Genomic DNA, 14,578 nt, shown 5'->3' with positions numbered 1-14,578 from the left:
GCGCCGGCGGCGGTGGTCGCTATGTTTACAGTGGCCCCGGCACCGGCTATTGGGCGGGTTCGTCGACCTTCGCGACGGCCACGGTCGCTCCCTACGCCGCGGACGCCGCGCAGCGCAAGGCAGCCGCCCGCGCTGAAGCCGACGCCGAACGCGCCGAACGCGCGGCGACCACGTATCTGCCGCGCAGCGGCGAGCCCGGCCCGGCCGGGCTGCGGACCTGGCGACGGTTCAGGCTGCCGGCCCACCAGGACACCAGCGCCGCGTTGGCCGGCGCGTATCCGTTCCTGGCCGAAGGCGGGCTGGGGTCGAACGGGGTGCTGATCGGCCAGGACCTCTACTCCGGCGGATCGTTCGTGTACGACCCGTGGGAGTTGTACGCCCAGGGGCTCATCACGGCCCCCAACCTCGTGGTGGCCGGCATCGTCGGCGCCGGGAAGTCCTCGCTGGTCAAGTCGCTCTACACCCGCTCGATCCCGTTCGGCCGCAAGGTCTACGTCGTCGGTGACCCGAAAGGCGAACACTCCCCGGTCGCCGAACATGTCGGCGGCAAGGCGATCGTGCTCGGCCACGGCCTGCGCAACCGGCTCAACCCCCTGGACGAGGGGCACCGGCCCGCGGGCATCTCGGATGCGGAATGGGTCGCCCAGGTCGCGGCCCGGCGCCGCGACCTGATCGGCGCGCTGACCGAGACCGTACTGGACCGGCCCCTGACACCGCTGGAACACACCGCGATCGACATCGCCCTGGCCGGCACGGTGCGCGGCAACGACGTGCCGATCCTGCCGATGGTGGTCGACCGCATCCTGACCCCGGACCCGGCCGACGACCCCGACGGGCGCCTGGCCGAGGACGGCCGCATGGTCGGCCACGCCCTACGCCGCCTGGTCGCCGGCGACCTCCAAGGACTGTTCGACGGACCCTCCACCGTCGCCTTCGACCCCACGCTGCCGATGGTCAGCCTCGACCTGTCCAGGGTCGCGGAGAACTCGACCCTGGTCTCGGTGCTGATGACCTGCTCCTCGGCGTGGATGGAAGCCGCGCTGACCGACCCACACGGCGGGCAGCGGTGGGTGATCTACGACGAAGCCTGGAGATTGATGGCCTACCCCTCCTTGTTGCGGCGGATGGACGCACAATGGCGGCTCTCGCGGCACTACGGGATCGCGAACTGCCTGGTGTTCCATAAATTATCCGATTTGGACAATGTGGGCGATCAAGGCTCCGCGATGCGCGCGCTGGCCTCCTCATTGCTGGCGAACGCGGAGACCAGGATCATCTACCGGCAAGAGCCGGACCAGTTGGGCAGCACCGCCGACGCGCTCGGGCTGACCGGCACCGAGCAGAAACTCATCCCCAGCCTCGGGACCGGGCAAGGCTTGTGGCGGATCAAAGACCGCTCCTTCATCGTGCAACACCAGCTCCACCCCGACGAGCTGGCCGTCTTCGACACCACCGGCCGTATGACCGGCGCACAGGGGGCGTGATGCGGCCCCGATCCCGCGCCGACCGAGCCTCCGCCCACGACACCACCAGCGCCACCGACACCACCAGCGGTCACGAGGCGGTGCAGGTGCCGGTGGTGCTGCCGCACCTCGTATTCGCCGTACATGAGGACGAGACCGTGACCGTCACCATCGACGGGTCACCGTTCGAGCCCGAGCCGTTCGCGCCGCCGTGGCAACGCGGCTCCTTCGCCGGCATCATCGACACCCTGACCGACCAACGGCGCACCCCGATCCGAGTCGAGGTCCGCGAGGTCGACGGGACGGTCTTCACCGACATCATCACCCCGGCCCGGCACCGCGTCACACCACCCGACCCCACGCCGCCGGCCGGGTCGGAACCGGCGCTGCGGCTGGTCGCCCTGCACGGGGACGGCTACGTGGCCGGGGAAGACGTGGCCGTCGCGGTCATCGTCGCCCACAGCGAAGCCAGCCCGGACGGCACCGCCCGCGGCCTGCTCACCCCCGGCGAACTCGCCCACGCCCCGACCGGGGAGGTCGCCCTGATCGGCCGCATCTCCCACACCCTCACCATCGGCCACCCCGAATAGCCCGGCCGGAGCCACCGGCCCGAATGACCGGCACCGGGTGGGCCGGCCGATGGGTGGGTGGTGCACCTGGCCGGCGACCACCTATCGCTGCCGTCCCGGAACGAGGTGCCTTCAATCATGCCGACCTTTCACGACCCGACCCATGACGCCGCCGAGGCATCCGAGGCGCTGCGGGGTCTGGCGTACGCCACCCGCACCCTCGATGATCCGGCCGACACCTACGCGGTGATCGGCAGCCTGCTCGCCGGGACGCGATCGCTGCGCCAGGTCATCGACCAGCTCGCCGCCGCCCACCTGAACCACCTGCGGCTGGCCCACGACGATGCCGGCGACCACACCGCCGGCATCGTCGCCGCCGACTCGGCCGCGGACGAGCTGCACCGGGCCGGCACCCTCCTGGACGCCGCGGTGGCACGGCTGGATGCCGGGTTCCAACACACCGGGCGGATCGCCTGGTACCCCGACCCCGTACCTGAACACACGATGTCGTCGCCGTCCCGATCACCTCAGCCGGTCTCGGGGCGGGACGGTTTCGGTGATCCGTTCACCCCGAAGGGTTCCCGTGCCGACCGCGGCCAGGGGCACCCACTGTCGATGTGACCCGCTGAGATCGCTGAGATCAACTGCCGGCCCGTGGGTGCCCGGTCGAGCACCTGTCCGGCATGGACAACGACAACCACGCGGAACCCACCACACCCACGCCAACGACGGCGACGACGCGGACGGTCGGGCCGTTAACCGTCACGGTCTGGCCCGACGAGCCGGTGGGCGAGCACCAGCGGTACGCCTACCGCATCACCGAGGCCACTACCGGGCAGACCGTGCAGGGTCGGGACCTGTTCACTGGCGCCGGGCAGCCGGTCGACCCGGACCGCGCGCTGCGGGACCTGGCCGGCTACCTGTCCGCCGCGGGCGAGTCCCGCCAATACGTCCTCGACAACCCCGGTCATACCTCGGAGCACGAGGGCGTGTTCCCGGACTGGCTGGCCGAGGCCGCCCGAGGCAACGCCGACGCCCTCGCCCTGCTCGCCCAAGACCCGCCAACCGAACCGGACCGGCCAGCCGAGCTGACGGCATCCGATGAGCCGGGGCCGGCGCCCCGGCGGTGGATCAGTGTCGTGTTCCTGCAAGGCGACGAGGCCGACGAGGCACTGGACCTGATCGACCGGCACGGCACCGACGCCGCGATCGAGCACCTGGCCGGCTACGACTACGGCGAGGAGACCGTCGATGCCGCGTTGGAGAACGGCTACGTCTACGACACGGTGCCGACCGGCGCGACCGATCGGATCGCGACCCGCGATGTCTACACGCTGACCTACAACCACTCCTTCGGCTACGTCGGACTACTTCGCGAGTACGACGCCCTGCCCGACCCGGCCCTGCTCGGCATCGACATCCCAACCCCCGCCCATCCAGGGCCGACAGCACCCCGGCGCACGTCGCCGGGCAGCGACGCGTGGGACTGGTTCGCCCCGCCACCCGGACCTACCGGTACGAACCCGGTCCAGGGTCGCGGGCCGTCGCTGTGAGGCAGCCGCCACCGCGGGGGCCGCTCGGGGACGAGCTGACCAACCTCGGACTCGGTGCTCTGGCCGCCGCTGTGGTCCTCGCTGCCGTGCTGCGCGGCGCCGGGTCTGTCGCGGCGTGGCTGACCGGCCTGCGCCAGCCCGCCGGTGGGATCGCGGCCGGGCTCGGCGTCCTGGCCCACCCGACACGTCCGGCGATCCCGCTCGACGCACCGGGGCTGAACCCGGTCGTCTACTGGCTCACCGCCACCGTGCTCATCCTGGCCGGCACGGCATTGGTGTGGTGGGTGTGGCGGCTGGTCCGCGACCACGGCCGGCAGACCAGCACCGACCCCTACCGGATTGCCGGGGTCGCCACCCGCAGCGAGGTCGCGAAGGCGGCCTCCGAGCCCGCGCTGCTCCACCGGGCAGCGCATCTGCGCCCATCGCTGGACAAGCCACACGCTGCGGATGTCGGATACCGGCTCGGGGTCTCGCGCGGCAAGACCGTGTGGGCCTCGGTCGAAGACTCCATCCTGCTCATCGGCCCGCCCCGCTCCGGCAAGGGCCTGCACATCGTCATCAACGCCATCCTGGACGCACCTGGCGCCGTGCTCACCACCAGCACCCGCCCCGACAACCTCACCGCGACCCTGCGGGCCAGGCAGCGGCTCGGGCCGGTCGCGGTGTTCGACCCGCAACATTTGGCCGAAGGCGTGCCGGCCGGGCTGCGGTGGTCACCGATCCGCGGATGCGACGATCCGTTGACCGCGATGATCCGCGCGACCGGCCTCGCTGCCGCCACCGGCCTGTCCTCGGGCGGTGTGGACTCCGGTGGGTTCTGGGAAGGAAAGACGAGGACGGCATTGCAGTCCTTGCTTCATGCCGCCGCGCTGGACAACCGGCCACCGGCCGAGCTGTTCCGCTGGACGCTTGATCCCACCGCAGCCGCCGAAGCGGTCGCGATCCTGACCAACTCGCCCCAAGCGGCGACGGGGTGGGCGGACTCGCTTGAGGCGATGATCGACTCCGACCCACGCACCCGTGATTCCATCTGGCAAGGCGTGTCCCTGGCCCTCGGGGCGCTGGCCGATCCCCGCGTCCTGGATGCTGTGTCGCCGCGGCCGGGTGAGGACTTCGACCCCGAAGCCTTCCTCACCCAGTGTGGAACGCTCTATCTCCTGGCGACGGGAGCCGGCGCCGGGGCCAGTGCCGCCCTCGTCGCCGCGTTCGTCGAAGACCTCATCGAGACCGCTAGAAGGATCGCGGCACGCTCACCCGGAGCGCGGCTCGATCCGCCGCTGCTGCTGGCCCTCGATGAGATCGCCAACCTCGCACCCCTACCCAGCCTGCCGACACTCATGGCCGAAGGCGGCGGCACCGGCATCACCACCATGCCCGTCCTCCAATCCCTCGCCCAAGCCAGGGAGAAGTGGACCGAGAACGCCGCTGGTGCGATCTGGGACGCGAGCATCGTCAAGATCGTTCTTGGCGGTGCGTCCAACTCCCGCGACCTCCAAGACCTCACCACGCTCGTCGGGGAACGCGATGAATACACCGACTCCACCACGGTCGGTGACTACGGCTCCCGATCCGCGCAACGCTCCATCCGCCGCGTCCCGATCCTTCCGCCTGACCGGATCCGCACGCTCCCGTTCGGCACCGGCGTCACGCTGCTGCGCGCCGCGCCGCCCATCGTCACCAACCTGCGGCCCTGGACCGCACGAGAGGACGCCGGGCAGTTAACCAAGGACCGTGCACAGATCGAGGCGATGCTTCAGAAGGCTCCCGATGTGCGGCCGTGAGCAGGGCACGCGGCGCGGTCCAGCACGACCGGGCCGGGCGTGGGAGGCGGGCGCGCTCCGCGCTGGTGAGCACCCGCCGCTGCGGGGGTGGTGGTAATGGCACGGCGCCGAGGCGCCACGCCGCCGTGGCAACTCGAGTTGGACCTGTGGGGGCTGGACGAGCCCACCGCCGACGCGACGCTGACCGAGCCAGCGGGCACGCTGGCCGAGCCGAAGGAGAGCGAAGCGGATGAACAAGTACGCGGCACGAGCCAGAGAGCATTGGGAGAAGCACGCCCCGCGCCGGCTGGCGAACCTGGAGAACCCGGAGGCGTTCTTCACCGACCTGGGACTGGAGATCCAGGGCCAAGTGTCGGACCTGGCGTACAGACTGGAGCGCAACCCGGCCTTGATGCTGGAGCTGACACGCTCTTCGGAGCAGACTTACTTGCAGGACGTGGCACGCCGGACGACGGCGCGCAGGATCGCCGAGGAGGTCGTGATGAACCAGCTCGCCTGGGTCAGCGACCCGAGCCTGCCGCTGGGTCAGGCCCGCGAGGAGTGGGAGCAGACCCGGCCCTCGGACGAGAACCTGGTGGCCTGGGCGGAGCGGATGCAGGACTCCCCGTACCCGGTGCACTCCACCGTGGAACTGGAGGACAAGGCCCGCGAGTGGGCGGTCCCGATGGAGTTCCTGGAGGGCCTGGTCGCGGCGGAGATTCCGCGGCAGTACATGGAAGCGAACCGGGCGCTGCTGGAGGAAGCGGCGACGATCCGGTTCCTTCGCGAAGTCCGCTAACTTCACCCGACGCGCCCGCGGTCGGCGCGGCGCGGTTCGTCCCCGCCTCGCAGGACGACCTGGCTCCCTCGGGCGGCAAAGCGCGGTTCCGCGCAAACGTCGCCGCGATCGGCGTCGTCCGTGCGCTGGCCGACCAGGACCGGCCCGCGACCGCGGAGGAACAGCGGGTGCTCGCTCGATGGTCCTCCTGGGGTGCAATCCCGGACGTCTTCGACGACGCCAAGAGCGACTGGAACGCCGATCGCGACGAACTGCGCGGCCTGCTGTCGCAGGACGAGTGGACGCAGGCAGCCCGTACGACGATCAACGCCCACTACACCGATCCCGTCATCGCCCGGCAGATGTGGCGGGCGATGCGGTCCCTCGGATTCGCCGGCGGCGAGGTGCTGGAACCGGGGTCGGGGGCGGGAACGTTCATCGGCCTCGCCCCCGAGAGCGCGGCGATGACGGGTGTCGAGTTGGACCCGCTGACCGCGGCGATCAGCCGCGGCTTGTATCCGCACGCGGCGGTGCGTGCCGAGTCGTTCGCCGACACCCGGTTCCCCGAGGGCCATTTCGACGCGGGCATCGGCAACGTTCCGTTCGGCAACATCACCCTGCATGACCCGCTGCACAACGCCACCCGGCAGTCGATGCACAACCACTTCATCCTCAAGTCGCTGCGGCTGACCCGGCCGGGCGGCATGGTCGCGATGCTGACCTCGCACTACACGATGGACGCACAGAACCCCGGCGCGCGCCGCGAGATGAATCTGCTCGCCGATCTGGTCGGCGCAGTCCGACTGCCGACCGGCGCGCACCGCCGCGCCGCCGGAACCGATGTGGTCAGCGACCTGCTGATCTTCCGCCGCAGGGAAGATGACCGGCCACCGATCGACGACTCGTGGGAGACGGTCACCCCGATCAGCGTGGACGGGCGGACGATCAAGATCAACGCCTACTTCGACCACCATCCCGAGCGGGTGCTCGGCGACCTCGGCGTCGGGCACGGCATGCACGGCAACGACACCCTCATCGTTCGCGGGACCCTCGACCGGCTCGACGACGAGCTGGCGGACGCGATCGACCAGGTGACGTTCACCGCCCGTCGCCTCGGGCTGACGATGACCGAGCGCACCGGCGAACAGCAGACGAGACGGGCCGCGTTCGTGCCCGCACCGCCCGAGCTGTGGGACGGCAGCATCGTGAGGACCGACGGCGGCCAGTTCGGCACGGTCGTTGACAGCGGCGTCGAACCGCTCGATGTGCCCAAGTCCGCCGCGGTCGAGTTGCGTGCGCTGCTGGGGCTGCGGGACGCGGCTACCGGGCTGCTGAGCATGGAAGCGGCCACGGTCGATGACACCGACGAGATCAGCCGAGCGCGGGAGGGACTGCGCCGGGACTACCGGAAGTACCTCGGCACGTACGGTCCGCTCAACCGCTACTCGCTGCGCCGCACCGGACGCACGAACGATGCCGGAGAGGAAACCTACTCCCGGGTCGTCCCCACTCCGGTCCGCCTCCTGCGATCCGATCCGTTCGGCGCGCTCGTCCTGGCCCTCGAACAGTTCGATGACACCGACCAGACCGCAGCTCCCGCAGCGATCATGTCCCGCCGGGTCGTCGCCCCGCGCACCGAGATTCAGGGCGTGGACACCCCGGCCGACGCGATCGCGGTCAGCCTGGACCGCACCGGTGGGATCGACCTGCCGCTGATCGCCGACATGCTCGGCATGGACGAGTCCGAGGCGCGCACGGCCATGACCGGGTTGGTGTTCGTCGACCCAACCACGGACGAGCTCATCCACGCTCCGGCCTACCTGTCCGGGAACGTGCGGGACAAGCTCGACGCGGCGAAGACCCGCGCCGCCCAGGACCCCGCGTTCCAGGTCAACGTCGACGCGCTGACCGAGGTGATGCCGGAAACCCTCGGCGTGGAGGACATCTCCGCCCGGCTCGGAGCCGTGTGGATCAGCGCCGAAGTCCACGAGCAGTTCCTCAACGAACTGCTACGCACCCGCGAGGTACGGGTGGAGAACCCGCTCGCCGGCATGTGGGAGGTCCGCGGCGGCCGGCAGGGGTTGCTGGCCACCAGCGAGTGGGGCACCCAGCGTCGCCCCGCCCTGGACATCGCCCAGGCCGTGATGGAGCAACGCACGCTGCTGGTCTACGACGAGGTCGAAGGCATCGACGGAAAGAAGCGCCAAGTCCTCAACCCCGTCGAAACGACAGCGGCACAGGAGAAAGCCGACCAGCTCCAGGAACGTTTCGGCGAGTGGGTGTGGGAAGACCCCGAACGCGCACGCGCCCTCGTGGGCGAGTACAACCGGCGGTTCAACAGCATCGTCCTGCGGGACTACACCGGGGCCGGCGAGTACCTGACGCTGCCCGGCCTGGCGGCGAACTTCACCCCGCGACCGCACCAGAGGTCCGCGGTCGCCCGCATGATTGCCGAACCCTCCGCCGGCCTCTTCCATGAAGTGGGAGCCGGCAAGACGGCGGAAATGATCATGGGCGTGATGGAGATGCGCCGCATGGGCCTCATCGCCAAGCCGGTGCTCGTCGTCCCGAATCACATGCTCGAACAATTCGGCAGGGAGTGGCTGCAAATCTATCCGCGGGCAAGGATTCTGGCCGCGTCCAGCAAAGACCTCACCGCGGACAAGCGCCGCCTCTTCGTCGCCCGCGCTTCGGCGAACGATTGGGACGGGGTGCTCATGACCCAGGGCGCGTTCGCCAAGATCCCGCTGCGACCCGAGACTCAACAGACCTACATCCAGACGCAGGTCGATGGACTGCGGCATGTCCTAGAAGACGCTGAAGGCGAAGACCGGATGAGCGTCAAGCGCATCCAGCGCAAACTCCTGCTGCTGGAGAACAAGGCCAAGGAGCGCGTCGACACCAACCGCGACCTGGGCGTCTGCTTCGAGGACACCGGCTTCGATTACGTCGTCGTCGATGAGATGCACATGTACAAGAACCTGTCCACGGAATCCAACATCCGCGACGCCGCGATCGACGGCGCGGAACGCGCCACCGACCTGCACATGAAGCTGGAGTACCTGCGCAGTCAAGGCCGCGAACGCGTGCTGACCGCCGCGACGGCGACCCCCATCTCGAACTCCGTCACCGAGGCGTACGTGATGAAGAAGTATCTACGTCCCGACCTGCTGGAGGCGGCCGGGATCGGATCGTTCGATGCGTGGGCTGCGACGTTCGGGCAAACCGTGACGCAGATGGAGATGGCCCCAACCGGGAACAACACGTTCCGCATGAAGACCCGCTTCGCGAAGTTCTCCAACGTCCCCGAGATGCTGAAACTCTGGTCAATCTTCGCCGACGTCAAGACCGCCGAAGACCTGCACCTGCCGGTCCCCGATTTGGCCGAGCGCGACGACGGCAAGCGTGCCCCCGCCACCGTCTCCGTCCAGCCCACGGTCGAACTGGAGCGGTTCATCGAGCACCTGGGCGAGCGGGCCGACAAAGTGGCGACCAAGAGCGTGTCCCCGAACGAAGACAACATGCTGGTCATCTCCACCGACGGACGCAAGGCCGCCCTCGACATCCGCATGATCGTCCCGAACGATCCGTCCGGGCCGACCAAGGTCGACGTCGCCGCGGACACCATCTACCGCGTCTGGCAGCAGACCAAGGACAACGAATACCTCGACACCATCACCGGAGAACCCTCGCCCGTTCGCGGTGCGCTGCAACTCGTGTTCTCCGACATCGGCACCCCGAACCGGGAACGGTGGAACGCCTACGACGAGCTACACCGTCAACTCGTCCAGCGCGGGATGCCGGCCGAGGCGATCCGATACATGCACGAAGCCAAGACCGACGCCGACAAAGCGCGGCTGTTCGCCGCCGCACGGGCTGGTCACGTCGCGGTCCTGATGGGCAGCACCGAGAAGATGGGCGTCGGCACGAACGTCCAAGCCAGAGCCGTCGCCCTGTATCACCTGGACTGCCCGTGGCGACCCAGCGACATCGCCCAACGCGAAGGCCGAATACTTCGCCAACTCAACCAGAACCCCGAGGTTGCGATCGTCCGGCTCGTCACCGAGCGGTCCTTCGACTCCTACATGTGGCAAGGCGTCGAGCGGAAAGCAACGTTCATCGCCCAACTGATGCGCGGCAAGCTCGACTCCCGCGAGATCGAGGAGATCGACTCTGCCGCGCTGTCGGCCGCGGAAGCCAAGGCGATCAGCTCGGGCAACCCGCTGCTGCTGGAGCACTCCACCATCCAGAACGAAGTCACCCGGTTGCAGCGCCTGGAACGCGCCTACCACCGCAACCAATCCATGCTCGTGCACACACGCGACCGCGCGCGGGACGACGCCCGCCGCGCGAGCCACGACATCACGACGCTGGAAGCCGCGCTCCCACGGATCATCGACACCTCCGGCGACCGCTTCCGCATCCACCTGGCCGAGCGCACCTACACCTCCCGCATCGACGCCGGGAACGCCCTCGCCGCGTGGGCACACGCCTCAGACCTGAAATGGGCACCCCGGTACGCCAGCCGCGACTACGGCACTATCGGCTCGATCAGCGGCTTCGACATCACCCTCGCCACCAGCCCCGCCTTCGGCGGCGAGCCGATGGTCCACATCGGTCTGGCCGGCGTGCCACGCTGCTCGTTCGTGGTGACCCGCGACTCCTTCCTCGACGGCGGCGTCGGCCTGATCCAACGCATCGAGAACCGCGTCTCCGGTATCCCCAGCCTGCTCGACCACGCACGTAACGACCTGACCGCCGCTGAGGAAGCCACCACCGAGGCACAACAGCGGATCGGGCAACCCTTCCGGCACGCCCAGGCGCTCGCCGACGCCAAAGAAGACCTCGCCGACGTCGAGACGCGGCTGGCCGCAATGCAAGAAGACATCGAAAACGCACCCGACGCCCGACCAGCCGAGACACCACAACCGGACGACGGGCTCACCGTCGAGGCGGTACGCGCCCACCGGCCGGCGCTCGGGTTGCGTCCCGATCCCAGCCGGTCGGTCGATGTCCAGCCCCTCGAACGAGCCGCGGCACAGGTTCCAGCGCGCGGACTGGGGCCGAGTCTGTAGCGCACTCGCCCGACCCGGGAGTGCTGCCGTGCACCTTCCCGTCGAGGACGGCCCCGGAATGCGGCCGTCACGAGACAGGACGGGAACAGACCGATGGCTATTCACACTCAGCAGTCGCTCTCCGGCTTCATCGCCACCGACCCGCAGCTGACCTACACCGAACAAGGTGACGCTCGGTTCTACGCCCGGGTTGGGCACGAGAACTACCACAAGGAATCGGACGGCTCCTTCACCAAGCTGGAACCGAGCTTCTACAACCTCGTGCTCTACCGGGCCACCGCCGAACGCGCGTACGAACGCTTCGCCAAGGGCGACAGCTTCGTCGCCGAGGGCTACGCGCACGAATACACCTACACGCGTGACGGACAGCAGATCCGGGGCGAGGAGTTCGTGGCGAAGAAGATCGGCCACGACACCGCCCGCTCGACCTACGAGGTCGACCGCACCGGACGCCAGAGCCCGGCTACGCAACAGGACGTGCGGCACGACGGTCCGAGCCGCCAACCGCCGGGGCACGACGGGCCGGCTCGCGTCCCCACCACCCGCGCGGCCGTGCCCACGCTCTGACAGGCCAAAGCCATGAGCACCGACGAGCCGCAGACGCCGCCCGAACTCGACGAGCCCGAGCCGGCCGACACCGAAGCCGGATATCTCGACAATGACCGCCTGCTGGCAGAACCCCCACGCCCAGTGAACTGGAACCTCCTCACCGCGGACGAGGCCGAGGCCGAATGGCTCGATCTCAACGCCTGGGTGAACTGGCTACGCCGCACCTACGGGCTGCCCGCCAGCGTGATCCCGCCGTACTGGCACCGCCACCCCGAGCTGGTCTGGGAACTCTCCGCACTCCAGCTGCATTGGCTGTGCGCTTACGACCCCGAGCAGAACGGCAGCGCGCCGCTGGGCTGGCATCGCGACTTCGCCGACGCACGCCAGCGACTGCGCGATTGGGTGACCGCATCAGGCACCCGACTCGACCACGATCGCCCCACCCGCCAGACCTCCTGGCCCGGAGAAGACCCGGCCGAACCGGTCACCGAGACCGTCATCGAGGACCGGGACGAAGACTTCGTGCAGTTCGTCATGGACGACACCGCCCGCCGCCGCGCCGCCGAGGCAGAGTTCTACGCCTCCATCAACACCAGCGCCGGTGAACTGCGCGAGCAGACCCCACACGACGGGAACGCCGCGGACCAGCCCGGCGGCGCGCGGACCGACAGCCCGGATCAGGGCCGCGACGCGGAGTAGCCCACATGGTGCGGCGATACGAGCGCAAGACCGACCATCAGAACGCGGAACGCGCCATCCGTGTCCGGTTCGAGCGGCGCGAGCAGATCGACGCCGACAAGGTCGCCGAGGTCTTGATCCGCCTCACTCTGCGCGCCGCCGACGGCGAGGCCGCACGCACCGGCGACTACCTCCGGCATCTGCTCGCACCCAAGCGGTAAACTCGGGAGCGAAAAGATAGATCACGGCGCTGCTGGCACCAGCCCTAAGCCGATCGGCCGTTAGAGCCGTCGGTGTTCTTTCCGAATCAACGTGACCGCCACCAGGCGCCCCAGAGGCCCAACGCAAGTCGGGTTCGCTGAAAGGCGGTCACACCGATGACACTCATCGACCTTCCCCCCGGCATCGACCTGGCGGCACTCCGCACTCTCGCCAACGCCAAACCACAGCCGGGCGACATCACACCCAACCCGGACGGGCTGCTACCCGCGATCTCCTACCTGCGGGTCTCCACCAAGGACCAAGCCACCCGCAACGGCCTCGAAGAAGGGCTGTCCATCCCCGCCCAGCGCGAGGCCGCTGGCCGCAAGGCCGACCAGCTCGGAGCGATCATCGTCGCCGAGTTCATCGAACCCGGCGAGTCCGCCAAGACCGCCCGCCGCCGCGCGTTGCAGGACATGCTCGATTACATCGCCGCGAACCCGGTCCGCTACTGCATCATCAACAAGGTCGACCGACTCGCCCGCAACCGGCTCGACGACGCGATCATCCATGCCACCCTGCGCGGGGCCAACATTCAGTTGGTGTCGGTCATGGAGAACATCGACGAGACCCCCTCCGGGATGTTGATGCACGGCATCCTCGCCTCGATGGCCGAGTTCTACTCCCTCAACCTCGCCCAAGAAGTCGTCAAAGGCATGGTCCAGAAGGCCACCATCGGCGGCACCCCCACCAAGGCACCGATCGGCTACCTCAACATCCGCACCACCGACACGAAGGGCCACGAGGTCCGCGACGTCGAACTCGACCCCGAACGGGCCGACCTGATCCGGTTCGCATTCACCGCCTACGCCAGCGGCGACTGGTCACTGTCGTCCCTGGCCCGCGAACTCGAACACCGCGGCCTGACCACCCGGCCCACCCCGTCCCAGCCAGCCAAACCGCTGACCACGACCACGCTGCACAAAGTGCTCACCAACCCCTACTACCACGGCACCGTCACGTTCCGCGGCGTCACCTACGACGGCACCCACGAGCCTCTGGTGGACACCGAGACCTGGCTGCGCGTACAGACCGTCCTGGACTCCAAGAACGCCGTCGGGGAACGCCCACAAAAGTACGACCACTACCTCAAAGGCAACCTGCACTGCTCCTGCGGGGCCAAGCTCATGATCGAACGGCCCCGCGACAAGAACGGCGACCGCTACGAATACTTCACCTGCGCCGGCCGACGCCGCAAGAACGGCTGCACCCGCACCGCCATCCACGCCCACCGCGTCGAGGAACGCGTCGAACGCGACTACGGCACCAACAGCCTCACCCCCGCCGAGGCAGAACACGTCCGCGCGGTCTTGCACTCCGTTTTCGACCACCTCGAAGCCTCCAGCGACGATGAGCGAGCCGTCCTCACTAGCCAGCGCGACAAGCTCGAAGCCGAACGACTCAAGCTCGTCCAAGCCCACTACGCCGACGCGATCCCACTCGACCTGCTCAAGACCGAGCAAGACCGCATCCGCACCAGTCTCGAAGCGATCACCGCCCGGCTCGACAGCCTGTCCACCACCTACCGCCAGGCGCGCACCGGGCTCGATCAGATCCTCTCGATCCTGACCAACCTCGACGACCTCTACGCCAAATGCGATCCCACTGAACGCCGCATGCTCAACCGTGCCCTGTTCACCAAGATCATCGTCGAGGACGACGAAACCATCACCACGATCGCCGACGAGCCCGTCGCCACCGTCCTCGCGCACGCCCATCCCGGCGCGGCCACCCAACCAGGCCCGGAAACAAAACTGCCCCGCCATCAGACGGGGCAAGTCTCGAATTTCTCAACTTACGTGGAGCTGAGGGGACTCGAACCCCTGACCCTCTGCATGCCATGCAGATGCGCTACCAGCTGCGCCACAGCCCCATGTCAGATCACTCCGACC

10 protein-coding genes, 1 tRNA gene and 1 pseudogene are annotated in these 14,578 nt (G+C 68.8%); 11 read left to right on the top strand and 1 reads right to left on the bottom strand.

Translation table 11 applies throughout. The features are described from left to right. Positions 1–176 precede the first annotated feature (176 nt). The 11 genes and pseudogenes from QM638_RS06025 to QM638_RS05975 form a co-directional block, all read left to right on the top strand. Positions 177–1,484: an ATP-binding protein gene (locus tag QM638_RS06025; protein ID WP_415141046.1), complete on the top strand. Its 1,308-nt coding sequence runs from the start codon at positions 177–179 to the stop codon at positions 1,482–1,484. Beyond that, positions 1,484–2,053, top strand: coding sequence for a hypothetical protein (locus QM638_RS06020; protein WP_415141044.1), 570 nt, complete (start codon positions 1,484–1,486; stop codon positions 2,051–2,053). The genes QM638_RS06025 and QM638_RS06020 overlap by 1 nt, the downstream gene beginning before the upstream one ends. Before the next feature lie 117 nt (positions 2,054–2,170). After that, on the top strand, positions 2,171–2,653 hold the full coding sequence (locus tag QM638_RS06015) for a hypothetical protein (RefSeq protein WP_415141043.1): 483 nt from the start codon (positions 2,171–2,173) through the stop codon (positions 2,651–2,653). Positions 2,654–2,817: 164 nt separating this feature from the next. Next, entirely contained in the window at positions 2,818–3,585 is a 768-nt protein-coding gene (locus QM638_RS06010; RefSeq protein WP_415141042.1) for a hypothetical protein, read from the top strand. After that, positions 3,582–5,366, top strand: a complete 1,785-nt coding sequence (locus QM638_RS06005) for a type IV secretory system conjugative DNA transfer family protein (RefSeq protein WP_415141041.1) — start codon at positions 3,582–3,584, stop codon at positions 5,364–5,366. The genes QM638_RS06010 and QM638_RS06005 overlap by 4 nt, the downstream gene beginning before the upstream one ends. A gap of 229 nt (positions 5,367–5,595) precedes the next feature. Beyond that, entirely contained in the window at positions 5,596–6,144 is a 549-nt protein-coding gene (locus QM638_RS06000) for a hypothetical protein (protein ID WP_415141039.1), read from the top strand. A gap of 167 nt (positions 6,145–6,311) precedes the next feature. Continuing rightward, positions 6,312–11,198 (top strand): helicase, encoded by a 4,887-nt coding sequence (locus tag QM638_RS05995; protein WP_415141038.1) that lies wholly within the window; start codon positions 6,312–6,314, stop codon positions 11,196–11,198. Positions 11,199–11,291: 93 nt separating this feature from the next. Then, the gene (locus QM638_RS05990) at positions 11,292–11,765 is read left to right on the top strand and encodes a single-stranded DNA-binding protein (RefSeq protein WP_415141037.1); all 474 of its coding nucleotides are present in this window, start codon (positions 11,292–11,294) and stop codon (positions 11,763–11,765) included. 12 nt (positions 11,766–11,777) lie between these two features. Beyond that, on the top strand, positions 11,778–12,446 hold the full coding sequence (locus QM638_RS05985; RefSeq protein WP_415141036.1) for a hypothetical protein: 669 nt from the start codon (positions 11,778–11,780) through the stop codon (positions 12,444–12,446). Between the two features lie 5 nt (positions 12,447–12,451). Next, positions 12,452–12,646, top strand: coding sequence for a hypothetical protein (locus tag QM638_RS05980; protein ID WP_415141035.1), 195 nt, complete (start codon positions 12,452–12,454; stop codon positions 12,644–12,646). Positions 12,647–12,802: 156 nt separating this feature from the next. Continuing rightward, positions 12,803–13,885, top strand: a pseudogene (locus QM638_RS05975) (recombinase family protein); the annotation flags it as partial. A 601-nt stretch (positions 13,886–14,486) separates the two neighbouring features. Here QM638_RS05975 and QM638_RS05970 read toward each other — a convergent pair. Next, positions 14,487–14,559: transfer RNA gene (locus tag QM638_RS05970), tRNA-Ala, on the bottom strand. Positions 14,560–14,578: the final 19 nt, after the last annotated feature.

The organism is Nocardioides sp., from assembly GCF_047606145.1.
Taxonomy (GTDB): Bacteria; Actinomycetota; Actinomycetes; order Propionibacteriales; family Nocardioidaceae; genus Nocardioides.
This window is presented reverse-complemented; position numbering and strand designations above follow the sequence as displayed.

What these genes read in the sequence shown, in the direction of transcription:
- QM638_RS06020 (WP_415141044.1), top strand. Translation starts at nt 1,484, where the DNA reads ATGCGGCCCCGATCCCGCGCCGACCGAGCCTCCGCCCACGACACCACC.
- QM638_RS06015 (WP_415141043.1), top strand. Translation starts at nt 2,171, where the DNA reads ATGCCGACCTTTCACGACCCGACCCATGACGCCGCCGAGGCATCCGAG.
- QM638_RS06000 (WP_415141039.1), top strand. Translation starts at nt 5,596, where the DNA reads ATGAACAAGTACGCGGCACGAGCCAGAGAGCATTGGGAGAAGCACGCC.
- QM638_RS05990 (WP_415141037.1), top strand. Translation starts at nt 11,292, where the DNA reads ATGGCTATTCACACTCAGCAGTCGCTCTCCGGCTTCATCGCCACCGAC.
- QM638_RS05985 (WP_415141036.1), top strand. Translation starts at nt 11,778, where the DNA reads ATGAGCACCGACGAGCCGCAGACGCCGCCCGAACTCGACGAGCCCGAG.
- QM638_RS05980 (WP_415141035.1), top strand. Translation starts at nt 12,452, where the DNA reads ATGGTGCGGCGATACGAGCGCAAGACCGACCATCAGAACGCGGAACGC.